Origin of the sequence: Mangrovivirga halotolerans, from assembly GCF_026241165.1 — a bacterium.
Lineage (GTDB): Bacteria > Bacteroidota > Bacteroidia > Cytophagales > Cyclobacteriaceae > Mangrovivirga > Mangrovivirga halotolerans.
The window spans coordinates 480,603-507,160 of the sequence record NZ_JAPFQN010000006.1 but is presented as its reverse complement, the minus strand read 5'-3'; the positions used below and the strand labels follow the sequence as shown (position 1 = coordinate 507,160).

The following is a 26,558-nucleotide window of genomic DNA, read 5'->3' as shown; positions in this document are numbered from 1 at the left end:
AAAAGTAGGATCCGTTAACTAAAAAATTCTTACCTCTTAAAAATAATGCATAAAAGTAGATTAAAAAGAATAATCTCTTTAATCAATATCGATGAATATATTACAACTAAGCGATAGATGATACTTTTTTAAAAATTATTGTCGCCATTTCTCGTTTTTTTGATGGTACTTCTACGATTTTGAGAGGTTCTAATAGCTCATGATTTGACACTAATAATTCAATGAGGCTATAATCTGGGATAAAAGTAAAAGGCACATTGTCATCGCTCTCCTTAACAAAACATCTTACTGCAGTTCTCATAAAAAAAATTCCATTTGGTTTTAATACTCTCAGCGCTTCCTCCCACCAATTTATGAACTGGCTTTTATTTTCTGAAAAATGAGCAACTGCACTATGTATTATAACATCGAATTGATTTGGCGCAAATGGGAGATCTCCTGCAGAGCCAATTATAAACCGCTCCTTTTCATCTTTGTATTTCTCATTTTGAGAAGCAGAATAAAAACGGAGCATTTGAATTGCTGATGGATTAGCATCTATTCCGTACACATCAAAGGCATTTCTTAAGAACCAGGTGAGGTTTCGTCCTTCACCGCAACCGACATCTAAAATTTTATTGCTTTTTTTAAATCTGCCTTTCAATATTTGATCCAGCAAGTAGATGTCTGTATTACCGAATGAGCTTATTTCCTCATTCATATAGTTGACCTTCATTTTTCATATATTCTTCCAGCTTTTCAGACATAAGTTCCTTGCCATGTGCAATAAATTCATCTGCTCTGTGGAAGTCGAAAGTAGAGCCGGCTTTCTTTGAAACTTCTATTAAAATATCAACAGGATATTGATCTATAGTTAATTCAGTGATCCGGTTTTGCATTAAATCTATGCTTTCCTTCATCAAGTCAAGCATTCCCAACTTCTTTGCTGGCTTTTTAGATTCTTTAGAAGCCCCATCACCTCCTGTAGCATTATTATACCACTTTGCAACAGCTTTCTGAAAGATCATTAATGTTTTACTCTCTTCTTGTGGGTTAGATATAAATCCTTTGGGCGGATGGTAAGTAACTCTGGAATTAATGTCTACAGCTACAATTAAGTCGTAATCGCCTGGTGGAAGGCAATCGATCGGAAGAGGATTAAGCACACCCCCGTCAATATATTCAATTTCACCAATTTGATAAGGAGTTAACACAGTTGGAATTGCTACAGTTGCCCTCAAGGCATCAATCATACTTCCTGTAGAAAAAACTTTCGTTTTTGCACCATGAAAATCAACCGCTGTGATTGAAACGGGAATTCTGAGATTTTCAATTTCCACGTCGGGAATAAATTTTTCAAGTTCACGGAATACTTTTTCTCCGCGCATAAATCCTCTTGAATTGAGGGTTATATCCATCAAACGTAAAACTGAAACTCTATCAAGAGAGCATACCCAGTCTTTATAAGTTTTTAAATGTCCGCTTGAATAATATGCGCCGATTAATGCACCGATACTACTGCCTGAAATTCCGGTGATTTCCATTCCGGCTTCTTCTATAGCTTCTATTACACCAATGTGTGCAATACCTCGGGCGCCTCCACTTGATAAAACTAATCCGACTTTTTTGGTTGACATTCTTAATAATTTAAGTTTGCCAACAATTTAATGAAAAACTTATTAATTAGAAGATGCTAACATACTTTCATCTACCTCTAATGCTTTTTTCTCTCCATCGATTTCATCAATGATATTCTTTATTAAAGGATAAGCAATACCAATCATGTTTTTTACCCCTTCTTCAGATCTGCTTTGAAGCATTGGATAAACCTGGAAATTAGGAAGTGGTTTTCCAGTTATTTCATTAACGATAGAAGATCCATCGAACAGTAAAGTCATAGCCGAACCAGGAAGATAAGGTTCGATACCAGGATGATTATATGTAGCTAAAATGTGATTTTTTATTGTCGGATCAATGGTTGCTGCTTTAATGGCGATATGAAACTTTACTCTTTCAAAATCCAGGTCACCATTCTTTAAAAAATACTCGTATCCAGAATCATTGTACATACTTCCGTCTGCAAAAAGAAATATATAAGTAAATTTACTTTTATCTTCTGAAAGCTCTTTCATTAAACCTTTTACAATTGCAATGGATAAAGAGTTATCATAAACTTCTTGATATTTCTGATCAACAGGTACAGTAATCAAAACAATATCTTTAGACTTGCCATCAGCTGCTCCAAAAATATTTTGACCACGATAAGTATGATCGTTCGCACTAATATCATACTGTTGTGAAGTTTTGCCGTCTAGTTCTTCAAGCTTTTCATTAACAGCTTCGCTGAGGATATTATGCAAAACCACTATACCATGAGATCCGCTTGGTCTATTAATAACAACCGGGTTTGATACTTTGGTATAGTAATCAAATACTTCTTTTTCTATATCTTGGGAAAAACCGAGATTACTTACTAGAAAAAACAAAAAAATGTGTAATCGAAATCTTTTCATAATTTTACAATAGCTGAATGAAAAATTCGGTTAATAATAAAAGTTCAAAAAATTGAATATGCGTATATCTTATCTTTCATTGCTAATTTACACCATTTTAAGTGCCCCGGTGTGTGCTCAGTATAGCTTTAACCAGGCAAATATTACACGCATACAAAAAGAGACCAACTCTTTACCTTTTCCGGACGATCTCAGATCCGAACAGCTGATTGTTTTAATAGATGATAGAAATTCTGATGAGTCATGGTTTAAAATTGCTGCCCAGTTCCATAAGCCTCTTAAAGAAGCTGGAGTCGACTTATCAGCCTATTATCGTTTTTCTACAGTGCTAGGTACAAAAGATTTTTTTAAGAATTTTAAGAAATACTATGAACTCCGTGAAATAGGATATATAGCCTGGATATATTTCGATAAAAATTTATGGAATTTCAGATTAATTCCGCTTGATAAGCTTTTATTTGGAAATCTGCCCTTAAAAACTTACACAGAAACAGATCCATCAATAAAAGGATTATCATCAAAATTAGCCAGGAAAGTTATTCGACAGGATGAAAAAAGAAAAAACCTTTTGATTCCTGATGAACCATTATTCTATAACTATACCAACCCTTTCGAAGCCAAAAGATTCGACAACTATAACATTAATCTTCAAAGCTTTAAGCTGGCAGTACCAAAATTTCACTATATTTCTGAAGATCCGGAAGAACAAAATGCCATAGAGAGGGCTAATGAAGAACTTGAGCAAATAATGGAATTATATCCTTTTGAATATGAACTTACAGAACCGGGTACAGAGGAAGATGTTCTTGCGAGAAAAGGATTTAAGTTTATTTTAATTCCATCATATGGAAGTGAACACGATCTTAAAAAGATCTTGGGTTATAAATATGAAAACATCCCTGATAATGTGATGTTTAAATATTATATCCGACAATTGTCAGATGGTGATATACATCTGGGCCCTGAATGGGATGGAGCTGAAACATGGCAACAAGCCCTGAAAAATCATTTAAAAGGTATAACTAATCAATAAGCAATAATGAAAAACTTATTTTTTGCTGGTTTTCTGCTGGTTCTGATAATAGCAGATTTTGATACATATGGCCAGAAAAGAAAAAAAAAGAAAAAGGATAAAGATAAAACTGAACAATCCGATAATGGTTTAAAACCCTTTTCTGAAATAATCACTGCTGAAGATAGTGTGCATCAAGGCCTTTTTAAAGTATATGAGAAAAAGGACGGAAAAATCTTTTTCGAAATAGATGAAAATTTGCTGGATAAAGAAATTCTTGTGGTAAGCAGAATATCCGGTACAATTCAAAATTTTAATTTCGGAGGTGCTGGTATGCGGTCAAGGCCCCAGCAAGTGATCAGGTGGGAAAAACAAAATAACAATATTTTGTTACGCTCTGTATCATATAACTCAGTCGCTGACAATGAATATCCAATTTATGAATCAGTAAGAAATAACAATTTTGAACCGATTATTAAATCATTTGAAATTAAAACAATAAGCTCAGATAGCGGCTATGTTTTTGATGCCACTTCACTATTTACCGAGGATATTAATCTTATAGGACCTCTTGATGATGATCAAAGAAAAGAGTTTGGGATTAAGAAGTTAGATGGGTCAAGAAGTTTCGTTAAACGAATAAAAAGTTTTCCTGAAAATGTAGAGATCCGTCATGTTTTAACTTATGAAGGAAATAAACTTCCGGATAATACTCTTAGTCAGTCACTATCTCTGGAAATGAATCAGAGTTTTATCGAACTGCCGGAAATTCCAATGCAAAAAAGAGATTATGATCAACGTGTAGGGTTTTTTAGTGTTAGACAATACGATTATGGTCTTGATGAACAAAAAGCTGAAGCTAAAAGATTCATAACTAGATGGAAATTAGTCCCCAAAGATATAGAGGCTTATAAAAATGGAGAATTAAGCGAACCAGTAAAACCAATAGTATATTATATAGATCCTGCTACTCCTGAAAAATGGAGAAAATACATTAAAATGGGTGTTGAGGACTGGCAAATCGCTTTTGAAAAAGCCGGGTTTAAAAATGCAATTATTGCTAAAGATCCTCCTAGTAAAGAAGAAGACCCTTACTGGAGCCCTGAAGATGTGAGATATTCAGTAATAAGATACGTAAGTAATCCTATTCAAAATGCTATGGGCCCTCATGTTCATGATCCTCGTACCGGAGAAATTCTTGAGTCAGATATTATCTGGTACCACAACGTAATGAACCTCCTAAGAAATTGGTACTTCATTCAAACTGCTGCAGCAAACCCGGAAGCACGTAAAGTAAAGTTTGAAGATGATGTTATGGGGAAACTAATCAGATTTGTTTCTGCACATGAAGTTGGTCACACATTGGGTTTGCCACATAATATGGGATCCAGTTATGCCTATCCGGTAGATTCGTTACGATCAGCAGAGTTTACAGCAAAAATGGGCACTGCTCCATCAATTATGGATTATGCAAGATTTAATTATATCGCTCAACCAGAAGATAAAGGAGTTTCTTTTTTGCCTAAAATCGGTCCATATGATTTTCACTCAATCGAATGGGCTTATCGATATTTTCCTGATGCAGACCAGAAAACTCAAAATGAGATACTAAATGACTGGCTTTTAGATCAGGGCGATTCACTTATTTATCGTTATGGTCCTCAACAAAGAAATATTATTGATCCTACTTCACAAACTGAAGATTTAGGAAACGACCCGGTTAAAGCAGGAAATTATGGTATTGCCAATCTTAAAAAAATCGTCCCTAAATTAAATGAATGGACTTTCGAAGAAGGTGAGGACTATTCGCAACTTGAAGAATTATATAACCAGGTTATCGGACAATGGAGAAGATATCTTTTTCACTCCGCTAATAATGTCGGAGGAGTTTTCAGACAGCCGAAAGTTTTTGGTCAGGAAGGACCTATGTTTGTTCCAATAACCAAGGCCCGACAAAAAAACACATTGAATTTTGTTTATGAGAATGGATTCAAAACACCAAAATGGCTCCTAAACAAAAATGTTCTGGAAAAAATAGATGATCATGATAATATTGAAAGAATTTCATCTGCTCAATTAAGTGTATTAAAAGGTTTAATGAACGAGGATCGACTTAAACGAATGATTGACTTAGAGTCAAAACATGGAGATGATCAGTATAGTGTTAATGAGTTTTTTGTTGATCTTGAAGAAAGTTTATTCGAAGAATTTAGTTCCAGAAACAAGCCAGATAATTTCAGACAGGCATTACAAATGCAATACATCAATACACTTGCAAAATTTATTGATTCAGAAAACGACAGTACACATTTAAACATTAAAGTAGCCGCTACAGCAGCATTAAATAGATTGAAGGATGATCTTACAGTAATTAACCGTCAGGTTTCTCGAGGAGAATTTGCTGATTATAGTAGTGCATTACAAAGGATAATTAATATCGCACTTAAGGAAAATTAACATTTAAAAACTGAAAAATTATGTTGAAATAATTATATTTAATATGAGGGTTCTTTTATTCGTCGAAAACAGATTAGATATAAGAACCATATATGCCCCCTGATCGTTTTAGGAATACAAATTATAAGAATATGAAAACCAAAACCTTAACTTTAAACGATTACAATTCTATACTTGACGGAAAAGATCTAAGAGTATTATTTGTAGGAAACAATCCGGGCTATTTAAGTCAACTAATTCAGTTTTTAAAAAAAATAAGATCAATATCATTTAATTTTGATACAGCATTTGATCTTAAAGAATCCTTACAAAAGGCTCTGAGTTTAAAACCCAAATGCATTGTTATCGATGATGAAAATCTGGATAAAGTGGAGATAGAGCAAATGCTAGAAGATCTCCAAAAAAACAAAGACACAGAAAACATAGCTGTGACTTTGATCAAGCATGATAACTACAAGGAATTTTATTCATTTAACATTCAGGATTACCTTCTTGATCAAAATATTACAGGTGAAAATCTTTCACGATCGATTCTGAATGCAATAAAATTTAAAAAGACTCAGAGGTATTTATATAAAACATATAAATCGAGCAAAAACCAGGTTAAAAACCTGATCAGCTCGATGTCTTCTTTAAAATAATATCAGGATCAGATCCTGTCAAACCCGGTGTACTTTTGCAGAACATCGGGTATTTTTATACCTTTTTCATCCTGGTTGTTTTCTATAACTGCGGCAAGAATTCTCGGTAGCGCAAGCGCACTTCCGTTTAATGTATGAAGTAGTTGAGTTTTATTATTTTCATTTTTATACCTCAATTTCAACCTGTTGGCCTGATAGGTTTCGAAATTACTAACTGAACTTACCTCTAACCACCTTTTTTGTGCAGCGCTATATACTTCCATATCATAAGTTAGAGCCGAGGTAAAACCTAAATCCCCGCCACATAACCTTAAGACTCTATAAGGAAGTTCCAGTTTTTTCAATAATCCTTCAACATGTTCACACATTTTTTCTAGAGTCGAATATGAATCTTCTGGTTTGGTTATCTGAACTATTTCAACTTTATCAAATTGGTGCAACCTGTTTAATCCTCTAACATGTGCTCCCCAGGATCCGGCTTCACGTCTGAAACAAGGAGTATAACCTACATTTTTTATAGGAAGGTCTGCTGGTTTTACAATCACATCTCTGTACATATTGGTAATCGGTACCTCGGCGGTTGGAATTAAATAGAGATCATCTTCGGTAATGTGGTACATCTGTCCTTCTTTATCAGGAAGCTGACCAGTTCCAATACCACTCGCTTCATTGATAACCAACGGAGGTTGCACTTCGATATAACCTGCTTCTGCCGCTTCATCCAGGAAAAAATTGACCATTGCTCTAAGTAATCTTGACCCTTTTCCTTTATATACTGGAAATCCTGCACCGGTTATCTTTACACCCAGGTCAAAATCAATAATGTCATAATCTTTAATTAGGTCCCAGTGTGGTTTATTATTTTCATGAAGTTCCGGAATAGTTCCCCAACTTCTTACTTCCTCATTATCTTCTTCATTGGTTCCGGCGGGCACACTATCATGAGGTACATTTGGGATATCATATAGCGCTTTGATCAATTCATTCTCAATATTTTTTTGATCTTCAGCTAGTTTTTTACTTTCCTCTTTTAAAACAGAAGTTTTTTCTTTTATAGCATTAGCTTCATCTTTTTTACCTTCTTTCATTAAACGACCAATATCTTTGGCCAAAGTTTTAGACTCACTTAAAATACTATCAAGTTTAGTCTGAGTATCTTTTCGCTTTTGATCCAGGGTAATAACTCTGTCAAGTAATTCCTCTGCATTACTGATTCCTCTTTTTTTCAATCCGGCAATTGCATCAGATTTATTTTGTTGTACCCGTTGTATTTCTAACATTTTTAATTCGTATTTAAATTTCCGCCTAAAATTAAACCATTTTTCATATCGTAGGAAAACAGATTTAATTTTATTAAATTAAACTTAAAATAATTTGTTAAAGCCAAGAGCTTAGTATAATATTGCAATACACGGGGGGCAGATCTGTCGCCCAGTATCACATCTAAATTTCAATAAATCAAATTTACCTATTGGTTATTTTTAAATAATCATCTTAAACACTCCTGTTTTATTAATGTATATGTACAACATTGAAGAATTGCAATTGAAACTTCTTTCAGAATTGAAGGAAATTGCAGAAAAACTCGAGATTAAGGGTTTTAAAAAGTTAAACAAAAAAGATCTTATCTACGCCATTCTTGATGAGCAAGCTGTAAATCCTTCAAAAGCTTCGAAGAAAGACAAATCTGAAGACAGTAGCCCATCCAAAGATCAGGAAAAACCTAGCAAAAGACCGAGAACGCGTATTAAAAGAGCAAACGTAACTAAGCAACCCGTAGCAACGAGTAACAAAAAAGAAAGTTCCGGCGAAAAATCTGCTGATGAAACCCTGGAAGATTTTGACATGAAAGTAGACGAAAGCATCACAAAGTTTGATGATGAAAAGAAAAAATCTTCTGAAAGCGGTTCAAAAAAGCATTCCGACTCTAAAAGTTCATCTAGAGAATCTTATAATAAAGATATTAGTTCCAAAGGTAGAGATAGAGATAAAGGAGATAGCAGAGATAGTAGAGATAGCAAAAACCAGGGACGAAGAAGTAATCAAAAATCAAATGGTTCTGAAGCATTCAGCGTGAAAGAATTTGAAGGCGTTATCATCAATGAAGGCGTTCTCGAAATCATGCAGGATGGTTACGGATTTTTAAGATCATCTGATTATAATTATCTGGCTAGCCCGGATGATATTTATGTTTCTCCATCTCAAATTAAACTTTTTGGCCTTAAAACAGGAGATACTGTTCGTGGTCAGATCAGGCCTCCGAAAGAAGGTGAAAAGTATTTTGCTCTTTTGAGAGTTGAAACTGTTAATGGAAAGACTACTGAAGAAATCAGGGATAGAATTCCATTTGAATATCTAACTCCGCTATTTCCAGAAGAAAGACTTAAACTAAGCACTCGCCCGGATAACTACAGTGTTAGAATTTTGGATATGTTTGCCCCAATCGGTAAAGGACAACGTGGAATGATCGTTGCTCAGCCGAAAACTGGTAAAACTGTTCTGCTAAAACAAATTGCCAATGCAATTGCTGAAAATCATCCGGAATGCTATTTAATGATCTTGCTTATTGATGAGCGTCCTGAAGAAGTAACCGATATGGCGCGAAGCGTTAATGGTGAAGTAATTTCTTCAACATTTGATGAGCAGGCAGAACGCCACGTTAAGGTTTCGAGCATGGTGCTGGAAAAAGCTAAAAGACTTGTTGAGTCAGGTCATGACGTTGTGATTCTGTTGGATTCAATTACCAGACTTGCACGAGCATATAATACTGTTGTTCCTAGCTCAGGAAAAATATTATCAGGTGGTGTTGATGCTAACGCTCTTCATAAACCTAAGAGATTTTTTGGAGCAGCGCGTAATGTAGAAAATGGTGGTAGTTTAACTATAATAGCAACTGCACTTATTGATACGGGTTCTAAAATGGACGAAGTAATCTTTGAAGAATTCAAAGGTACTGGTAACATGGAACTTCAGCTTGATAGAAAATTATCTAATAAGCGCGTTTATCCTGCTGTTGATGTTATGGCATCGGGAACTCGTAAAGAAGATCTATTAATAGACAGAGAAGAATTACAGCGAATCTGGATTCTCAGAAAATACATGTCTGACATGAATTCTAATGAGGCAATAGATTTCCTTTTAAGTAAAATGAGAGGAACAATAAGTAATGAAGAATTTCTTCTTTCCATGAATGGATAATTACTTATAAAATATATATAAGAAGGCCAGTCGCTGACTGGCCTTCTTTATTTTAAATAGATCCTGAATCTGACTTCTGATCTCCTTCTCTTAAGATTCGTAATCTCCTTCGGACATCTGTCGAGTATACACTCGCCGGATATTTTTTTAAAAACTCAAGATATATCGTAATTGCCTCTTCAGCGTTTCCTATTCTTTCTTCAAGCAGGATACCTTTTTCGTAAAGAGCATTATCACCCTTTATATCATAGGCATAATTTTCAATAACGAGATTAAATTCTTCAATCGCTTTTTCGTATCTGTTAGTTATTTTATAAATTCTTCCCAGTTGATAATGAGCTTCGTCTATGATTGGATCCTCAGGATATTCTTTTATTATCTCAGTATAAATATTTTCAGCGCTGTCTAACTGCCCCCGAAATATATAAAGATCTGCTTTTGCAAAACGTTGTAATGCTACTGAAGATGTATCATAAGCCAGGTTATCCTGAATTAACAAACTCAATTCCATTGCATCGTTGGATATTATTCTTGAGGTGGCTTCTTTTAATACATCGAGTTGAGATTTTGCTAAATTAAAATCTCCACTATAGTACCATAGTTTAGCATTCCGTAATTTTGCCCGATATCCTATATCACTTTCTTTATTTGCTTTATCTACTTGTCCATATAGTAAGGTTGCTTCCCAGGGTTCTTTTTTTAGAAGATAAATATCTCCAAGATCTAATTTGGCCTCGTCCCTAAGCTCTTTTTTTACTCCGGGATAATTGATCACAAACTTTAATGTTTCAACTGCTTCATCTACATTACCCATATAAAAAGCCTGTAAATATGCTTTATTTTTTAACCCCTCCAGTACATAATTATTAATTCCGATCTCCTCTTTTAATTCAGAATATGCTATGATCAGATCTTTGATTCTAACACTATCTATAGGATAGGTGTTAATGACTATTTCCTGCTTTACCTCTATAAGGCTTTTCTTGGCTATCACGTAGTTCGAATGGTCCTTATCAGGGTATTGCTCCATTACATACTGATAGCTCTTCTCAGCTATCTCATATTGCTTATTCGCCCTTGCAGTATTTCCAAGATTTAATACTATTTGTCCTTTGGCTCCTCTCCTCTTATCAAAAGCTCTGGCCTGAATATAAGCACCAAAGAAATCATTCATCTGGATATGAACCCAAACCAGCAGATCATTATATAAATAATTGTTCGGATCTTTCTGAATCCTGTCGATCAACAATTGTTTCAAACTAGGAAAATCATCTTCAGTAAGATATACCTGGAAAACTCGTTTAATGTAGGATATATTCTGAGGATTTTGTTCTGCGAAAAGTAGAAACTCATTTACCATTTCATCTTTTCTATTCAAAATTCGGTATATGTTGGCTAGGTCAATTGCATACATATCAGGCTTGCCGGTTACATCCCTGGTTTTTAAATATGATTTTACAGCATAGTCAGATAAATCATTTCTGACCATATAATGTGCAGCCATCTGAACTTGAGAAGGATTATAGGCAATTCGATTTACCAACATATCCATATGATCTTGCAGCTTTCTATCTTTATTCATGTATTTATATAGAATGCCCTGATCAATTTGAAAAAAAATATTATCAGGATTGGTTTTGATCAGCTTATCCAAATGTACTTGTGCCTCATCATAAAGTGCTTTATTTAATAAAAGATCAAAATAGTTTTTGTGGATAAGTGTAGTGTTGAGTCGAGATCCGGAAAGATCTCTGTAAATCGTCAAAGCTTTATCAACAGATCCTTCTTTATAATATGAATCGGCAAGCGCAATTCGGTCGCGGTCTTGAGCAATTATTATTATCTGTATAAAGAATAATAAAACTGAATAGAATATGACGTTTTTTAACTTATTCACAAATTCAACTCCCCTATATATATTAATATATATTATTTAAAAAAAGATTATTAAAAACTATTATACTGTGGATTTGTGGAAAACTACCTCCTATTAATTTACTCATTTTTTCTCTACATACTTATCCACTTCTCTGTTTTATTTATTTCTATGTTTATTTCTCAGAATGTATAATGTATAAAAGTTATCCACTAATGTTGATATTGTTTAGAACCTATTTGTCTATAACTCTTTCCAACATTTGTCTGTGGATTGAGTATTCGTTTTTAGGGATAACTTTTATTTTATTGTGGATGTTGAAAGGGTAGCCAGGTTATTAACCTTTATCCACATTTGGTGAGTTAGTTTTCAACAGGATATCCATATTAAAATTCTCACCATTATATTCCCATTTTTCTCTTAAGTTGTATTCCTTCACATTATTTATTATTGGTTCAGGAAGTATTCCTTTCAAGATATTTCCAATATCATGTCGTCTGTTATTATTTTTATCTACAATTATTCTCATCGTGTATTTACCTGGCTCTACAAATTCAAACCTGTATTCCGGATTATCTTCGGTTACATATTTTTCATACGCTATATTCTTATTTTTTTGTAGTTGAATAATCGCACCCGATGATAGATTTTCGATAGCTCCTGATAGAATTGCATATTTGTCTCTGTTTGGAAATAAAAATGGTTGATTTAATTTCTGAGACGAATCATTCCTTATTGATGTAAAAGTACCGTTACTATAATTTAAAAAAACTTTGTTTCTGTTTATTTTATTTAAAGTATCATATTTAATTATATCATATATAAAAGAGGTATCATTAAATAGAATTGTAGTAGCAGCAACTGTGTTGTACTCATTAATAAGGGATGTATTTATCTGATATTTACTTTTATCTATAAGGACAGTATCTAGATAAAGTTTAATACTATCATTTATTATATTCTTTATTGGTTTATTAGATATTATTTCTGAGTATATAGTATTTCGTAATACTAATTTTCTATCAGAATTAATATCTATAGTAAATTCTTCACTTCCTCTTCGTGAAGGTCGATGTTTTATCCATATCGTATCGCTCGCTATATTATCAATCGAATCTGAGACAGTAATTATTGTGTGGATACTATCTATCATCGTGGTGTCAGGATAAAATATTACTTTCTTATAATTTGGAGATAAACTGAAAGGTGGTACTTGCTTATCATTGAGACTTTCTATTTTTTCTATACTTATACCTTTATTATAATTAGCTGTAAAGTTTAATCCATCGGGTCTTGCATTATTTAATTTTATATCCTGGATATTGATTTTTATCATATCCATATTCACTTGATCCAATGAAGAATCTAGGTCTAATGTGTCAGGTATAAAAGCAAATGATTCTGAATTTGATTCTAACAAAAGATTTCGATTTTGATCTTTTATAGCTCTAAGTAAATATTTTCCGTTTTTGATATTTGTGAATTTATATAAACCTGAATCATTTGATTCGATTACATATCTGGGTTTAACTTCCCTGAAATCCGCCGTATCGTTCGGAATATATAATCCAACAATAACTTGTTTGGAAGGTTCACCTGTAAACAGATCTTTTATTTTACCTTCTATTGAAAGCGAATCGATATAGGATCCTGTACTGAAGGCGAGGAATAAATTCTCCGGACTGTTATCTTCAGTCAGATCACCAACTGCTTCTCTAAAGTTGAAGGTGTAAGTCGTGTTTGAATCAAGTTCATCGTTAATGGTTATTGTTAATCTATTTCTCTTAACACTATAAGTATAATCTTCAATTCTTGGACTTATGATAAGTTCTTCTTTTATCTTATTTGCTTTTATGTCCTCATTAAATTCTAATATAATTTCGTTTGGATTTACATTAGTCGACTGGTCTTCTGGATAAATACTAATTAGTTCCGGAGGTATAGTATCTTGCGGTCCCCCAGTTGGTGGAACCTGGTTAGCACATGAATTTCCAAATAAAGAAATGATGAGGATGAAGATGAATATTAAAAAGTATTTATTTCTCATTTCTAAAAATATATATTTTACTTGATTGCTGGTTTGTAAATATCGATGCTACATTGGATATAGTACCAAAGATAGTTCCTTTTACTGTAGCTAAATTTGATTCTTTGTGTTTTTCACTGAGTATAGAAACGTAAGGTGCATCAAACCACATTGGTTTATCATCTAAGAATTTCATATTGAAATCAGAAGCTAATCTGATCAAATCACTTTTTCTAAAATGGTATAGATGTCTTGGTACATCATATGCTGCCCAATCACTTTTATAATGTTTTTCATCCAGGCTTTCTCTATTGGGTACAGCGATGATTAGTACACCTTGAGGTTTTAAAATTTGTTTCAATTTTTCCAATTGAATTTTGAGATCAGGAACATGTTCTAAGACGTGCCACATAGTGATAACATCATACTTCTTGTTTATCTTTTCCCAATTATCAATTAAGGAAAAACCATGGGTGTTTTTCGCTACTTTTCTTGCATCTGCATCGGGTTCAAAACCATCTGCTTGCATACCATTTTTATTGCAGAAATTAACAAAGTATCCTGTTCCTGCTCCCACATCCAGAAGAATTGGATCAGAAATATTTAAGAATTTTTTAACTAATTTATATTTGATTTTAAGATTAAAATCTCTTACTCTTTTATAGATTTTATTTGTTAATCCCTCATTGGTATCAGAATGAGAAATGTAGGTATCACTTTTATAATAATCAGATAAGTGTTCATCAGCTGGTCTTGGATTAGTAAATCTAAACTTGCAATTGGCACAATCCACTAGCTGAAAAAGTTCTCCACTTACAGTATTATCTTTGCATTTAAAAACCTCTATAAAAGAAGAATGCCCACAGATGGGGCAATCTTTTATTTTTATCCTATTCATTATTTACCTAAATAAACCATTAATATTGAAATATCAGAAGGGCTAACTCCGCTAATCCTTGAAGCCTGGCCAATTGTTTCCGGAGATATTTTTTTTAGTTTCTCCCTTCCTTCGGCCGAGAGTGCAGATAATTTATCATAATCAAATGCTGAAGGGATACGATGCGTTTCTATATTCTTCATCTTCTCCGCCATTTGTTTTTCTTTGTTTATATAATGATCGTATTTGATTTGAATTTCTGCTTGTTCAAGAATAATATCATTATACTTATCAAGATATTCATTAGTTACAGGGGTTAACTCTTTTACCTTTTTTATTGACAATTCCGGCCTTTTAATTAACTGGCTTAAGCTCTGCTTTTCCTTAAGGCTTGCAGAATTCATGTCAGTTAATACTTCATTGACTTCTTTAGGAGTAACCTTCTTTTGATTCAGGTCATTAAGTAAATGCTTAAGATCTGTTCTTTTTTTATTCACTTCCTCTACCCTTTTTTCATCAGCAAGACCAAGGTTATAACCTATATCTGTCAAACGAAGATCTGCATTATCCTGGCGTAGCAGAATCCTAAATTCAGCTCTGGAGGTAAACATTCTGTATGGTTCTTCTGTCCCTTTGTTAATAAGATCATCTATTAACACACCAATGTATGCTTCATCTCTGGAGAGGATGAATGGCTCTTTATCATTGATTTTATTATGAGCATTTATCCCAGCCATTAGTCCCTGACATGCTGCTTCTTCATAACCTGTTGTTCCATTAATCTGGCCAGCGAAATATAAATTATCTACTCCTTTTGTTTCAAGTGTATTTTTAAGTTGAGTAGGTTGAAAGAAGTCATACTCAATAGCATAACCAGGCCTGAACATTTTCACATTCTCAAATCCTTCAATCTTTTTTAATGCTTCGTATTGTATATCCTCAGGGAGAGAAGTACTAAAGCCGTTTACATAAACCTCAACAGTGTCCCAACCCTCCGGTTCAACAAAGATTTGATGGCGATTTCTTTCAGCAAATCTATTTATTTTATCCTCTATGGAAGGGCAATATCTTGGACCCAATCCCTGAATCCTTCCATTGAACATAGGAGATCGGTCAAATCCTTTTCTTAAAGTATCATGAACTTCCTCACTAGTATAGGTTATGTAACAAGATCTTTGCTGCGTAAGAGGCTTGGTTTCGTCACTAAAGGAAAACTTGCCAGGATTCACATCTCCTTCCTGCTCTGTCATTTTGCTATAATCTAGCGATCTTCCATCTACTCTTGGTGGCGTACCTGTTTTCATTCTTCCAGACTCAAACCCCAATGAAACCAGTTGTTCTGTTATTCCTTTTGCTGATCGCTCTCCAGCTCTGCCACCGCCAAACTGTTTTTCTCCTATATGAATAAGACCATTTAAAAAGGTGCCATTTGTTAAGACAACAGCTTTTGCTCCTATTTCTAATCCTAATGATGTTTGGATACCAGTAACTTTATTGTTTTTTACAACAAGACCTGTAACCATTTCCTGCCAGAAGTCTACATTAGGGTTTCGTTCTAAAGCCAACCGCCATTCTTCAGCAAAGCGCATTCGATCATTTTGAGTTCTTGGCGACCACATTGCAGGACCTTTTGACATATTAAGCATACGGAATTGAATCATAGATTTATCCGATACAATCCCAGACATTCCGCCCAACGCATCAATCTCCCGTACTATTTGTCCTTTGGCCACGCCACCCATTGCCGGATTGCAAGACATTTGTGCTATGGTATTCATATTCATGGTGGCTAATAAAACTTTAGATCCCATTTTAGCAGCACAATAGGCCGCCTCACATCCTGCATGACCTCCGCCAACTACAATTACATCGTACTCTTGAAACATATAGTTCTATAATTAAATAGTTCCACGTGGAACAGTTTGAAAAGTGTTTCACGTGGAACAGTTATAATAATTTTTCTTCTAATTGATTTTTACATTTATTGTTCCACGTGGAACATCTTGTTGTATTTATTTAATGCATTGTCTTCAGCTAATCTCATGTTATCTGATTCCTCATCTGTTTTATCTTTAAAACCTACCAGGTGCAAAAATCCATGTATTATAACTCTTCTGATTTCTTCGTTGAACGACAAACCCAAAGAATCAGCGTTGTCTTTTACTCGATCAATGCTAATAAAGATATCACTTTCTATTCCATCGTTTTCAGATTCTCTATTGTCAAAAGTGATAATGTCAGTCAGATAATCATGATTTAAATATTCCTTGTTGATATCTAATAAATATTTGTCTGAGCAAAATATATAATTGATATCATTGATTTTTACATCGTAAAATTCTGCCATCTGATTGATCCACTCTATAACTTGATGCTCAGATTTAAGATCAAAAGAGATGTCCTCGCAGTGAAAAAAGACAGCGTTGTTCATTAGTTCAGGTAGAAAGTTAATATCACTCGTTTTCCTTCATCTTCAAAAGCAACTTCATCACTGAGGTGCTTCATTAAAAAGATACCACGTCCACCTGGCTTATCAATATTTTCAGGAGCCGTTGGATCAGGTAGTGTTTCGTAGTCGAAACCATCACCCTCATCTTCTATTTCAAATTGAATTGACCCTTCGGTAAATATTAGTGATAAATATACACTTTTATCCATCACATTCTTATTGCCATGTTGGATCGCATTGTTTACAGACTCGGTTACAGCTACCATTATATTACCGTAAACTTCATCTGTCAATTGATATTTTTCCTTCGCATTGTCTATAAAACTTTCTACGATGCGAATGTTTTCCGTAATGGAGGGAAAATCAATCTTAATAGATTTCATTGTTAGTTTGTCGTTTTTTGTATTTTGTTAATGTACTTATTTACTTCTCTTTTATAATAAGGGTTCAAATTTAATGGAACTGTCTTTAATAATTCTATTTCTTTCTCCATCTCCCTTATATATTTTTTAAATGAAGGTGGAATTTTCTGGTAATCCTCCTTAGCTGTCTCTCCTTTTCGTTCATCATCCATTTCCCTTTCTTTCATTGCTTTTTCAAATTCAAGCATACGGGTCATGATTTCTTTTTGACGTTCGATAGTTTTTTCAGTGATGTTCTTGTTAACCAGGTCTTCTTCATTTTCCTCCATCTTCTTTATTATATCTCCTCCGATACCTGAACCACCGTCCTCATTATTCAGCTCTTCCTTCATTTCTTCCATCATTCTTCTTATCCGCTCCTGTTCTGCTGCATAACGAGCAAGTTCTTCAGAAAGTTGCCTTCCTGTTTTACCACTTTTCTTTAATTGCTCTATTTTTTCACTCAATTGTTGTTGTAGCTGTTTTAAACCAGGCATTCCCTGTTGCTTTCCATCTTTACTATTTGGCATGCCCATAGCATTAGCCATAGCCTGCTGCATTTGCTGCATTACATCATCTAATAGCAACGCAAGATTATTCATATGCATCATTGCAAATTGTTGGTCTGCTACTGCTTCTTTAACTTTCTTTTCTTTTAAAAGAGATACAGCTTTATCTATTTGTTTATTCATTGAAGCTAATTCTCTGGTTACAGTTGCTTCAATCACAAAAACTCTCGATGCCAGACTTCGCAAACTATCTTCAATAATTTTTGAATCATTTTTTATTTCTAGTTGCTTGTTAGACAGTGATTTATAACGAGGATCACTATTGTCTAGTTTTGATAGAGACTGAAAAAGTTCTTCCTGATCTTTACTTATCTTAATTAAATTTTCGAGAAGAAATCTTAAATCATCAAGATTCTCATTCATTGATTCCATTTCCATGCTTTGTTGCATACCAGAAAGTGATTGCCTCATCTTTTTCATCTCTTCATTAGTCTTTTTCTGTTGATCATTGACTTTTGAAGGATTTGAATTCTTCTGGATTTCTTCTAAACTTTTTTGGAGATTTTCTTCAATGCTTTCTTGTTCCTGCTTAGTATTTTCCAGGTTTTTGGGGTTTGATAATTCATTATTGATCTCCTCGAGCTCTTCCATCGAGTTTTTTAGATCATCAAACTCTTCTTTTATTTTTTCTTGTTGGTCGAGCTCCTCTTTTCCCTCATTCTGTTCCGATAGCTCTTGTTGTTCATTCTGTAATTGATCTAACTGATCAATGTTTTCTTTTAGTTTAAGATCAAATTGTAACTGTTTAAATAATTTTAATGCTCTATCAAGATTTTGCTCCAATTCTTTCTCGTTGAATTGTATATTTTCCAGTTGTTCCTGAATTTCATTTAAATTGGACTGTTCTTCTAGCATTTTTTGAAGCTCTTCATATAACTTTTTGGTTTCATCATCCAAAAGGTCATTCATGAGCTTCTGTAGCATTTCACTTTTATTTTTTAGATTTTCATCTAATTTTTTAAATCTTTTCTGTTGTTCATTTAATTCGTTATACGATTCTTTCATCTTTTGAAGCTCTTTTCTAAGCTCTTCTTGTTGTTTCAGAATCTCTTTTATTTCCTGCTTATCGTTATACTCCAGCTCTTTCTTTGTTTTAAGCTTTTGGTTAACATCATTAAGCTGTTTGTTTAATTCTTGTGCTTGTTCAATTTGCTTTTGAATACCTGATTCAGTCTCCGCTTTTCTTTGAGCTAGCTCTGCTTTAATTTCTTTTGAGCTTGGAAGGTTTAGCTTTTGTTTTGATGTGCGGGTAGCTTTACTTCCGTTAACCGCATCATTATCCCAAACAGTTAAGTAGTACTCTACGCCGTAGTCAGAAGAGTTTAATAAGGAATCAATATTCCACTGGTAATAAAAACCTGCGTTGTTTTGTTTTGGTATGGGAATGTTTATGCTACTGTATTTCTTTTCTGGATTATTTCTAAAAAAAAGCTTCAACCTAGTTAAGCCGTAGTCATCAGTTAATTTCCCTCCAATAATAACATAAGAATAAAGTACACTATCAAGTTGCGTTTGATGTTCGATGGCAGGATACTTATCTTTTATGACCGATAATTCAATATTTGAGGCTATTTCTTTTTGCCCATCCTTACCTATGAGTGAAAGCGATAAATTCTGAGCGAAAATAGCGCGTTTATTATAAGTTATTTTGCTAATATTTTTGCCTAAACTTTTGTTAATTCTATTGGTGTCATCATTTATGACTGCCTGGTCAGCAAATTGCGTTTGCCATTTAAATAAAAGTTTGGTTCCCTCTGGAACAATTATATTATTTGTATTACTGAAACTCTCATCCTTTAATCCTGTGTAGGTCGGATAATCCGCCTGGATTCCTAATGAGGTTATCATAGGTTTATCGACAACTATTAAATTATATGTTTGAGATTGATAACCTGCTGCCTCAAAGTAAAAATCAAAACCTCTTTGAATTTGCTCTATTGTTAATGAGTAAGTATTATTTTCTGTTTTATTTAATGAATATGTTCTGGTTGGTGTTACCAAGAAACAATTGTCAGGAATTTTTTCTCCGAGTAGTTCTACAGAAATAATTGCCTTATCTCCTCTTTTATAGGTAAGCGAACTTGTAAGCAAATCAAAATTAAAAGGTGCTGGTTTTACATAGTGCTTATCAAAATTGATAAGTCTCTCTGTACTTTGAGTTATAAATGAGGGGTAGAAAAAAAACAGGAGAAGCACTAGACCCAAAGGAGGAACAATGTACTTAAGGTATTTATTTAATTTGCTAAAATTTACTGCATCTGAAAAATTAAACTTATCAAGCTCTTTGATTCTTTTAGAAATTTCTGCTTGAATTAATGATTGGTCGGTAGAAGAGATGGATTTTAATTGCAGTGTATTAATTAACCTGTCATTTATTTCGGGAAAATGTTTTCCAATGAAGATCGCAGCATTTTCATCCGAGAGTAATTTATCAGATCTTAAAAACCGAATAAATGGAATGACAAGCCCTGCTATTAAAAATGAAATAAAGGCGACAGATAGAATTAAAAATAAAATAAATCTTATTGACCCTGAGAAATACGAAAAATATTCCAGGGTTGAAACGACAAGGTAGATTCCTAAAAAAGAAGTTAAGCCAATAATGCTATTCTTTACCAGCTTACGCGTATAAAATCGTTTCTTATACTTGGCGATATTTTTTGATATACTATCTATACTATTATTTTAATTCAATACATAAACTAAGCAATATATTTTAAACGGATAAAAAGGAGCTTCCGTTTAATTCTTACTTAATATTAAAATTCATTTCAGTATTAAAGTAATCGATAATATTAAGTTTTAACAGTTTTTCCTGATCGAGCAAGTCAAAATGAGGTAGTTTTTTTATGGGTTTCCAATGAGGCCACCCATCTTCATCAATTCCTTCTAATTCATAATATCCGGAAAGACTTAATACTTTACAAATTGCAATATGCATTAAATCTTGTTTTTGTTCCTTAGAGTATCTTTTCGGACCATAGCCTAATTCCTGAACACCGATTAAAAATAATACGCTGTTAAGATCAGCAGGCTTTTTGCCTACTGACTCTTCCAGCTTATTAAGTAGAGATTGCCATGACCTTTCGAGGTCAAGATCTTTTTTATAGATCATTATTTTCGCTTTGTTTTAATTCATTCCAAAACTCAACGGCTCTGCGTAAGTGAGGAATAACAATTGTTCCGCCTATTAAATTAGCTACAGAGAATACTTCGTAAACCTGGTCATCACTAAGTTTTAACTCATAGCATTTAGTTAAATGATATTTAACACAGTCATCACATCTTAATACCATGCTGCAGGCTAATCCTACAATTTCTTTGGTTCTTTTATCAAGGGCTCCTTCCTGAAATGCATTTGTGTCCAGGTTAAAGATTCTTTTTAATATTTTATTATTTGCGCCAAGAATTTCATCGTTCATTCTAGCGCGGTACTCGTTAAATTCTGTAACTGAATTATTCATATATTTTTATTTATAAGAATGCAAAGCTAAATTTTGAAACCGAAATTGAAAACACAACCAAAACAATATTCGATGCTTTCAGATTTTATTTCACTCTTTTTCCCTGAATATTGCCATTCTTGTGGTAATCTTTTATTAAAAAAGGAAAATCAGGGATTATGTTTTAACTGTCTTTCCTCACTCCCGGTTACAGATTTTCACAATTTCTTACAAAATGAATTAAAATATCGGTTGAGTATTCGTTTTCCTGTTGATTTTGCTCTTGCTTATTTAATTTATCGAAAAGGTAATCAGACCAGCGTCCTTCTGGATGAAATTAAATATAAAGGAAATAAGCAATTAATAGTTGATATGGGTATTAGATACGGAGAGTTATTATTGGAAAAACATCCTGAACTTGATGATTACACTCTGATTCCAGTACCGATTCATGCTAAGAAAAAGGCTATGCGAGGATTTAATCAAAGTGAAGAATTTGCAAAGGGATTATCTAGAGCATTAGGTTGTAAGATAAATAATAACCTGATATACAGAAGTTTCAATATGGAAAGTCAAACGAGTAAATCCAGATGGGACAGATGGATAAACACTTCGGAAACATATATTTTTGATGATCAGAAAGAAGTGCCGGGAAAGATTATTTTAGTAGATGATGTGGTAACTACTGGTGCGACTCTGGAGGCTATATATGAATGCATTCCTCAAAATTTTAGAAAAGAACTTCATATAGGGGTAATCTCTTTAGCTATCACCAAATAAAAAAAACCCTGACTTTTTAGCCAGGGTTTTCTTTTTCAAAATTTTATTTACTAGTAATTAGATCCTGCTCTAATCATAGCACAACGGAATCCAACTGTTGATGTCGCTGAATCTTCTTCTAAGTATCTTCTTGTACCTGGAGACATCCAGTAAGCAACATCTTTCCATGAACCTCCCTTGTAAACTCTAGTTCTGTTACTGATTAGAGAGTTAAAATTTTCTGTATCGTAACCATCTTCTTCGTCAAGGAAACCTCCTCTACGGAATGGGTTAAGGTCATCAACATCTTCGAATGAAAGAGGACGGTAAACATCCTGTACCCATTCGTTTACATTACCTGCCATGTTATAAAGGCCGTAATCATTTGGTGGGTTGTCATAAACATATGCTGTGATCATTGCACCATCGTTTAACTTACCGGCAATACCAGCGTAGTCACCACGACCTCTTCTAAAGTTAGCAAGGAAGTAACCCATTTCTTTTCCATATGGATTTCTCAATGCATGACCATCCCAAGGATAAATTCTTGAGTGTGTCTGAATTTCGTCCAACCATTGAGTACCGATTAATGCATAAGCTGCATATTCCCACTCCGCTTCTGTAGGTAGTCTGTAATCCGGAACAACCACACCACTTTCCAGAGGAATTCTACCACCTGAATTAGCATCTACTTCAATTCCAGATTCTTCACTTAATCTCTGATTAACTACTGCTGTTCTCCATTTACAGAAATCTGTTGCCTGAATCCAGCTAACTCCTACAACAGGATAATATCTGAAACCAGGATATCGTAGATAATGATCTACATAACTATCATTGAATGCTAATTCTTTTCTCCAAACTGTAGTGTCTGGAAGAGCTGATTGATAAAACTCAGGAGTTGAGTCTCTTTTAATGGCATGAAGATATTCTAACCAGTGAATGTTAGCCACTTCAGTCTCATCCATATAGAAACTGGCTACTGTAACAGTTCTTTCGACGTTATCACGACTGTTCATGATATCTTCCTCGAAAGATCCGAGTACAGTTCTTCCTCCCTCGATAAACACAAGGTTTGGTCCCACAGGCTGGTCGCGGTATTCGCTGACCTGAAAGCCTTCATCAGCATTATATTCTAAGCCGGTTGTTGTACTGACGGGTCCCGGGTTTTGCGCATTTGGCTGCGTCTTCATTTTACAGGAACCCATCACTGCTGCTACACATAAAAAAAGTGATAAGCGTTTTGCAGTTCTTGAAAGTTTTTTCATTGTGCTATGCTATTTTGAAAAAAATGAATGCTAATATATTAATATTTAAATATCTATTCAAAGATTACCGTTAACGCTTATGTAATCAATGCTAGATAAATGCAACATTTTTACAGTTTTAATGAAAGAGATTAATCTTCAATAAGTAAAACTGTTTAATTGCCTGTTTATTACGCATAATTAGTAAAAAAAAACTATGAAAGGAAAAAACCCTTCAATATTATCCGTCAAATGTAAGATAATATTTATGATTGCGTACATAAATAGTGGTATTACATTTATCTTTAACCTTCTTAATTTTAGAATAAGCGTATTTGGATTTTTAAAAGTATGAATAATTTTTTTGGAAAGAAAGTCTTTTTACTAGCATGGTTTGTTTTTCAAACACTTGTAGTATTTGCACAAAATAAGAATGAAAATTTATTATCATTTCCTCAAAGTACCTATACTATTGACGAAGGAGATACTCTTATTTTACCCGTAAACACTTCTGTTTCTTCTGATTCTGTTGAGATAGGTTTACGAGGAACAGCTAAAAGATTTACTCATATCCAAAATGACACCTTATATATAGCTCCCGATTTTTCTATTGTGAACAGATTAGATTCTCTGACTGATTTTCAATCGATAGTCTTTGTTCGAAAAGGTGAAGAGGTTCTGTCCGAAAAAACTTTGTGGTTTCGCGTAAAACATAAAAACAGGAAACCGCGAACCTCTACAATTAATAAATTTTATGTTCAATATGGGATAGAAAATAAATATCAAATAGATAAGCAGGCATTTTCAGATCCTGATGGTGATCCTGTTGTGTTTTTTGCCGATCCTGCCAGGCTCCCTCAAGGGCTAAAAGTTTCTCAATCCGGAGAGGTCACCTGGAAACCATCGCGTTATCAATTTAATAAATTGCGCAGAACACCATATGAATTACAATTTTTTGTAGAAGACCAACCATATAAAGCAAGGTCTGAAGGAAAGCTGATTATTGAAACAACTCAGATTGATCTTCCACCTCAGATCAGCATGGTTCCTCAAACTGACATTATAGAAGTATATGAAAACTCAACGGTAAACATTAAGTTTTTCTTATCAGATCCGAATGGTGATGATGATATAAGTGGTTTTTATTTTGTGAGTGATAAGGCCGAAATTGATGATTCGGCTCTGAGAAAGAATACCCAATCACAATATGAAATGATCTGGACTCCGGATTATGATTTTGTTTCTGAAGAAGAAAAAGTAGATAGTGCGAAGTTGACATTTTTTGCGATGGATAAAAGTGGGAAAAAAGATCAGAAGGAAGTCACCATCTTGGTAAAGCATGCTGAAAACCTGGCTAAAAAAGATAAGATTTTCTACGAACAATATATAAATGTATTAAGTGAGGTATATATTTTGAGTGAGCAGCTCGAAGACAAGGAAAAGGAATTAGAAAAAAATTACAAGAGGGCAAGAAAAGGCAAAAAGAATAGATCTATTTTAAATGCCACTTTAGGTGCGACAACAGGCCTTTCTCCTATTTTTCTGGAAGGAGATGCTAGTAAAATGGTTTCCGGTGTGGGCGGTACCACTGTAGTAACAATAAATACATTAGAAGCAACTGAAGTTATTGGCCGTTCTGCACAGGATCTTATGGAAAAAAGAAATATAGCTGCAGAATTAAAGATTGAAGTAATTACCAAAGCTGACGCTTTTGCCAGAAAGTATGCTTTTAAAGAAGCTCGTAGAACACAGGAGTTTCAAAATGATTACCAGAAATTAATGCTTGTTTTAGCTGATAAAAGATTAGTTAGACTAGAGCTGGATCCATCATATACTGTAAATCATAAGATCACAGAAAATAAACTAAAAAAGAAATTTAATGGATTTCAGGCAGACAGCTTTGATGAAGATTAATTCGCTATCATAAAATTTTAGCTGGTTCCAGTAAGTTTGCAACCTTGAGTGTGTCAAGTGGTTTAACTATATACTTGTACACTCTCTCATAATCTTTTGCTTTCTTAAAATCATTAAAATCCGGCGAACTGCTCACTATTAACACCTTCCCTTTTTTTTCGCTTGAATTATACCGGTCAAGAAATTGCCAGCCTGACATGTTTTTCATTTGGATGTCAAGAATGATCAAGTCCGGGTCTTCTCCCTTTTCTAAATCTCTCAATGCCTCATCCGGATCAGTATATTCATTTACACTAAAATGAGGGTAGTGATATGAAAGCATGTTTTTACACAACTTGTTGCAAATGGGCTCATCGTCGATAATAAAAACTTTACTGATTTCTCTTGGACTCATTCTTTATATTTAGCGGCTAAATGGTTAAAAAATATTGGAATGTGTCGAAAATAGGTAACAATTATCTTATTGTCAACAGTTTAAGCTTCTTAATTTGAATTTATGGTACAAATGAAAAAGATACACCCGGTTTATCGCTAAAATTCATTCAAATATTTATTTATCTTTGAGTAAATATTTTCTGCAGGAACAAAATGGAGTACACTGACATTCTTATTGATTTGAGAAGGATAATAAGAGCCATAAACATTGAAAGTAAAAGAATTCAAAAGATGTATGGCCTTAGTATACCGCAATTACTCACTTTAAAATTTCTGAAGCAGTCTGATAAAGGAATGGCTACTCAAAAAGATATTAAAGCGCATTTAAATTTAAATGCCAGTACTGTTACAGGAATTATAAAGCGGTTGGAGTCAAAAGGTTATGTAGCAAGATTGCCTCGTATCGAAGATAAACGAAGTAGCTTAATTGCTTTGACTAAAGCCGGCCAGGATTCGTTTGATAAAATTCCACCCCTGATGCAGGAAAAGCTGGAGACCAGTCTTGAAAAGCTAGATGATTCAGAAATCAATCAAATCAAATCTTCTATTAATACATTGGTTAATTTGATGGATGCAGGTAAAATTGATGCTTCTCCTTTATTGACTACCGGTGAGATTATATCAAATTCTAAGGAATAAAACATTTTTGGTGGCACAACGGAAAATTTCATATTAATTTTGTTTCACCTGAAACTATTTTTAATAAAAGGTCATCATAACCATTTTTATTAGCACTAACTCAAAAAGAAAGTTCAGTAGAAA

The 26,558-nt window shown here is 33.8% G+C and carries 23 protein-coding genes; 8 read left to right on the top strand and 15 right to left on the bottom strand.

From position 1 onward, the window contains the following. Positions 1 to 106 precede the first annotated feature (106 nt). From OO013_RS13095 to OO013_RS13085, 3 genes are read right to left on the bottom strand one after another with little or no spacing between them, the layout of a single operon-like run. The gene (locus tag OO013_RS13095) at positions 107 to 715 is read right to left on the bottom strand and encodes a class I SAM-dependent methyltransferase (protein ID WP_266057306.1); all 609 of its coding nucleotides are present in this window, start codon (positions 713 to 715) and stop codon (positions 107 to 109) included. After that, positions 693 to 1,616 carry a patatin-like phospholipase family protein gene (locus OO013_RS13090; protein WP_266057305.1) on the bottom strand — a complete coding sequence of 308 codons (924 nt, stop codon included), beginning with the start codon at positions 1,614 to 1,616 and terminating at the stop codon, positions 693 to 695. The genes OO013_RS13095 and OO013_RS13090 overlap by 23 nt, the downstream gene beginning before the upstream one ends. A 42-nt stretch (positions 1,617 to 1,658) precedes the next feature. Next, entirely contained in the window at positions 1,659 to 2,492 is an 834-nt protein-coding gene (locus OO013_RS13085; RefSeq protein ID WP_266057304.1) for a patatin-like phospholipase domain-containing protein, read from the bottom strand. Positions 2,493 to 2,550: 58 nt separating this feature from the next. Here OO013_RS13085 and OO013_RS13080 point away from each other — a divergent pair, with 58 nt between their 5' ends. The 3 genes from OO013_RS13080 (at position 2,551) to OO013_RS13070 (ending at position 6,602) form a co-directional block, all read left to right on the top strand. Continuing rightward, positions 2,551 to 3,525 carry a hypothetical protein gene (locus OO013_RS13080; protein WP_266057303.1) on the top strand — a complete coding sequence of 325 codons (975 nt, stop codon included), beginning with the start codon at positions 2,551 to 2,553 and terminating at the stop codon, positions 3,523 to 3,525. Between the two features lie 6 nt (positions 3,526 to 3,531). After that, positions 3,532 to 5,961 (top strand): zinc-dependent metalloprotease, encoded by a 2,430-nt coding sequence (locus OO013_RS13075; RefSeq protein ID WP_266057302.1) that lies wholly within the window; start codon positions 3,532 to 3,534, stop codon positions 5,959 to 5,961. Positions 5,962 to 6,092: 131 nt separating this feature from the next. Further along, positions 6,093 to 6,602, top strand: a complete 510-nt coding sequence (locus OO013_RS13070) for a hypothetical protein (RefSeq protein ID WP_266057301.1) — start codon at positions 6,093 to 6,095, stop codon at positions 6,600 to 6,602. A gap of 8 nt (positions 6,603 to 6,610) precedes the next feature. On the opposite strand, the gene serS is transcribed toward OO013_RS13070, so the two are convergent. Then, positions 6,611 to 7,882, bottom strand: a complete 1,272-nt coding sequence (gene serS, locus OO013_RS13065; protein WP_266057300.1) for a serine--tRNA ligase — start codon at positions 7,880 to 7,882, stop codon at positions 6,611 to 6,613. A 241-nt stretch (positions 7,883 to 8,123) separates the two neighbouring features. Between serS and rho the strand changes: the two genes are divergently transcribed. After that, complete coding sequence (gene rho, locus OO013_RS13060) at positions 8,124 to 9,800, top strand: transcription termination factor Rho (RefSeq protein WP_266057479.1); 1,677 nt, start codon at positions 8,124 to 8,126, stop codon at positions 9,798 to 9,800. 52 nt (positions 9,801 to 9,852) lie between these two features. Here the strand turns inward: rho and OO013_RS20290 are convergent, their stop codons facing one another. The 7 genes from OO013_RS20290 to OO013_RS13025 all read right to left on the bottom strand — a co-directional run bounded on the left by OO013_RS20290 (position 9,853) and on the right by OO013_RS13025 (position 20,089). Further along, a complete protein-coding gene (locus OO013_RS20290; RefSeq protein WP_266057299.1) occupies positions 9,853 to 11,697 on the bottom strand; it encodes a tetratricopeptide repeat protein in 1,845 nt (614 codons plus the stop codon). Positions 11,698 to 12,013: 316 nt separating this feature from the next. Then, positions 12,014 to 13,723 (bottom strand): Ig-like domain-containing domain, encoded by a 1,710-nt coding sequence (locus OO013_RS13050; RefSeq protein ID WP_266057297.1) that lies wholly within the window; start codon positions 13,721 to 13,723, stop codon positions 12,014 to 12,016. After that, positions 13,713 to 14,600, bottom strand: coding sequence for a class I SAM-dependent methyltransferase (locus tag OO013_RS13045; RefSeq protein WP_266057296.1), 888 nt, complete (start codon positions 14,598 to 14,600; stop codon positions 13,713 to 13,715). Before OO013_RS13045 ends, OO013_RS13050 begins: the two co-directional genes overlap by 11 nt. Then, positions 14,600 to 16,465, bottom strand: coding sequence for a tRNA uridine-5-carboxymethylaminomethyl(34) synthesis enzyme MnmG (gene mnmG / locus OO013_RS13040; protein ID WP_266057295.1), 1,866 nt, complete (start codon positions 16,463 to 16,465; stop codon positions 14,600 to 14,602). The genes OO013_RS13045 and mnmG overlap by 1 nt, the downstream gene beginning before the upstream one ends. Positions 16,466 to 16,560: 95 nt before the next feature. Next, a complete protein-coding gene (gene ybeY / locus OO013_RS13035) occupies positions 16,561 to 17,010 on the bottom strand; it encodes an rRNA maturation RNase YbeY (protein WP_266057294.1) in 450 nt (149 codons plus the stop codon). After that, positions 17,010 to 17,411 carry an ATP-binding protein gene (locus OO013_RS13030; protein WP_266057293.1) on the bottom strand — a complete coding sequence of 134 codons (402 nt, stop codon included), beginning with the start codon at positions 17,409 to 17,411 and terminating at the stop codon, positions 17,010 to 17,012. The genes ybeY and OO013_RS13030 overlap by 1 nt, the downstream gene beginning before the upstream one ends. Positions 17,412 to 17,413: 2 nt before the next feature. Further along, a complete protein-coding gene (locus OO013_RS13025; RefSeq protein WP_266057292.1) occupies positions 17,414 to 20,089 on the bottom strand; it encodes a coiled-coil domain-containing protein in 2,676 nt (891 codons plus the stop codon). A gap of 304 nt (positions 20,090 to 20,393) precedes the next feature. Between OO013_RS13025 and OO013_RS13020 the strand changes: the two genes are divergently transcribed. Continuing rightward, positions 20,394 to 20,573 (top strand): hypothetical protein, encoded by a 180-nt coding sequence (locus OO013_RS13020; protein WP_266057291.1) that lies wholly within the window; start codon positions 20,394 to 20,396, stop codon positions 20,571 to 20,573. A gap of 174 nt (positions 20,574 to 20,747) precedes the next feature. Here the strand turns inward: OO013_RS13020 and OO013_RS13015 are convergent, their stop codons facing one another. Together OO013_RS13015 and OO013_RS13010 are read right to left on the bottom strand one after the other, a co-directional pair. Further along, entirely contained in the window at positions 20,748 to 21,110 is a 363-nt protein-coding gene (locus OO013_RS13015; RefSeq protein WP_266057477.1) for a hypothetical protein, read from the bottom strand. Further along, positions 21,103 to 21,462, bottom strand: coding sequence for a carboxymuconolactone decarboxylase family protein (locus OO013_RS13010; RefSeq protein WP_266057289.1), 360 nt, complete (start codon positions 21,460 to 21,462; stop codon positions 21,103 to 21,105). The genes OO013_RS13015 and OO013_RS13010 overlap by 8 nt, the downstream gene beginning before the upstream one ends. Positions 21,463 to 21,534: 72 nt before the next feature. On the opposite strand from OO013_RS13010, the gene OO013_RS13005 reads away from it, so the two are divergent. Next, on the top strand, positions 21,535 to 22,221 hold the full coding sequence (locus OO013_RS13005; protein ID WP_266057287.1) for a ComF family protein: 687 nt from the start codon (positions 21,535 to 21,537) through the stop codon (positions 22,219 to 22,221). A 50-nt stretch (positions 22,222 to 22,271) separates the two neighbouring features. Here the strand turns inward: OO013_RS13005 and gldJ are convergent, their stop codons facing one another. Further along, a complete protein-coding gene (gene gldJ / locus OO013_RS13000; RefSeq protein WP_266057286.1) occupies positions 22,272 to 23,468 on the bottom strand; it encodes a gliding motility lipoprotein GldJ in 1,197 nt (398 codons plus the stop codon). 330 nt (positions 23,469 to 23,798) lie between these two features. Between gldJ and OO013_RS12995 the strand changes: the two genes are divergently transcribed. Then, positions 23,799 to 25,361, top strand: a complete 1,563-nt coding sequence (locus OO013_RS12995; protein ID WP_266057285.1) for a hypothetical protein — start codon at positions 23,799 to 23,801, stop codon at positions 25,359 to 25,361. A 7-nt stretch (positions 25,362 to 25,368) separates the two neighbouring features. Here the strand turns inward: OO013_RS12995 and OO013_RS12990 are convergent, their stop codons facing one another. Then, the gene (locus OO013_RS12990) at positions 25,369 to 25,755 is read right to left on the bottom strand and encodes a response regulator (protein ID WP_266057284.1); all 387 of its coding nucleotides are present in this window, start codon (positions 25,753 to 25,755) and stop codon (positions 25,369 to 25,371) included. A 194-nt stretch (positions 25,756 to 25,949) separates the two neighbouring features. On the opposite strand from OO013_RS12990, the gene OO013_RS12985 reads away from it, so the two are divergent. Continuing rightward, positions 25,950 to 26,435: a MarR family winged helix-turn-helix transcriptional regulator gene (locus OO013_RS12985; RefSeq protein WP_266057283.1), complete on the top strand. Its 486-nt coding sequence runs from the start codon at positions 25,950 to 25,952 to the stop codon at positions 26,433 to 26,435. Positions 26,436 to 26,558 lie beyond the last annotated feature (123 nt).

Excerpts from the sequence above, each read along its gene's own strand:
- OO013_RS12995 (WP_266057285.1), top strand. The coding sequence starts at position 23,799 with ATGAATAATTTTTTTGGAAAGAAAGTCTTTTTACTAGCATGGTTTGTT.
- serS (WP_266057300.1), bottom strand. The coding sequence starts at position 7,882 with ATGTTAGAAATACAACGGGTACAACAAAATAAATCTGATGCAATTGCC.
- OO013_RS12990 (WP_266057284.1), bottom strand. The coding sequence starts at position 25,755 with ATGAGTCCAAGAGAAATCAGTAAAGTTTTTATTATCGACGATGAGCCC.
- OO013_RS13020 (WP_266057291.1), top strand. The coding sequence starts at position 20,394 with ATGAAGATCGCAGCATTTTCATCCGAGAGTAATTTATCAGATCTTAAA.
- OO013_RS13030 (WP_266057293.1), bottom strand. The coding sequence starts at position 17,411 with ATGAAATCTATTAAGATTGATTTTCCCTCCATTACGGAAAACATTCGC.
- OO013_RS13095 (WP_266057306.1), bottom strand. The coding sequence starts at position 715 with ATGAAGGTCAACTATATGAATGAGGAAATAAGCTCATTCGGTAATACA.
- OO013_RS13010 (WP_266057289.1), bottom strand. The coding sequence starts at position 21,462 with ATGAATAATTCAGTTACAGAATTTAACGAGTACCGCGCTAGAATGAAC.
- OO013_RS13005 (WP_266057287.1), top strand. The coding sequence starts at position 21,535 with ATGCTTTCAGATTTTATTTCACTCTTTTTCCCTGAATATTGCCATTCT.
- ybeY (WP_266057294.1), bottom strand. The coding sequence starts at position 17,010 with ATGAACAACGCTGTCTTTTTTCACTGCGAGGACATCTCTTTTGATCTT.
- OO013_RS13085 (WP_266057304.1), bottom strand. The coding sequence starts at position 2,492 with ATGAAAAGATTTCGATTACACATTTTTTTGTTTTTTCTAGTAAGTAAT.
- OO013_RS13045 (WP_266057296.1), bottom strand. The coding sequence starts at position 14,600 with ATGAATAGGATAAAAATAAAAGATTGCCCCATCTGTGGGCATTCTTCT.
- rho (WP_266057479.1), top strand. The coding sequence starts at position 8,124 with ATGTACAACATTGAAGAATTGCAATTGAAACTTCTTTCAGAATTGAAG.
- OO013_RS13070 (WP_266057301.1), top strand. The coding sequence starts at position 6,093 with ATGAAAACCAAAACCTTAACTTTAAACGATTACAATTCTATACTTGAC.
- OO013_RS13050 (WP_266057297.1), bottom strand. The coding sequence starts at position 13,723 with ATGAGAAATAAATACTTTTTAATATTCATCTTCATCCTCATCATTTCT.
- OO013_RS13090 (WP_266057305.1), bottom strand. The coding sequence starts at position 1,616 with ATGTCAACCAAAAAAGTCGGATTAGTTTTATCAAGTGGAGGCGCCCGA.
- OO013_RS13075 (WP_266057302.1), top strand. The coding sequence starts at position 3,532 with ATGAAAAACTTATTTTTTGCTGGTTTTCTGCTGGTTCTGATAATAGCA.
- OO013_RS12985 (WP_266057283.1), top strand. The coding sequence starts at position 25,950 with ATGGAGTACACTGACATTCTTATTGATTTGAGAAGGATAATAAGAGCC.
- OO013_RS13080 (WP_266057303.1), top strand. The coding sequence starts at position 2,551 with ATGCGTATATCTTATCTTTCATTGCTAATTTACACCATTTTAAGTGCC.
- mnmG (WP_266057295.1), bottom strand. The coding sequence starts at position 16,465 with ATGTTTCAAGAGTACGATGTAATTGTAGTTGGCGGAGGTCATGCAGGA.
- gldJ (WP_266057286.1), bottom strand. The coding sequence starts at position 23,468 with ATGAAAAAACTTTCAAGAACTGCAAAACGCTTATCACTTTTTTTATGT.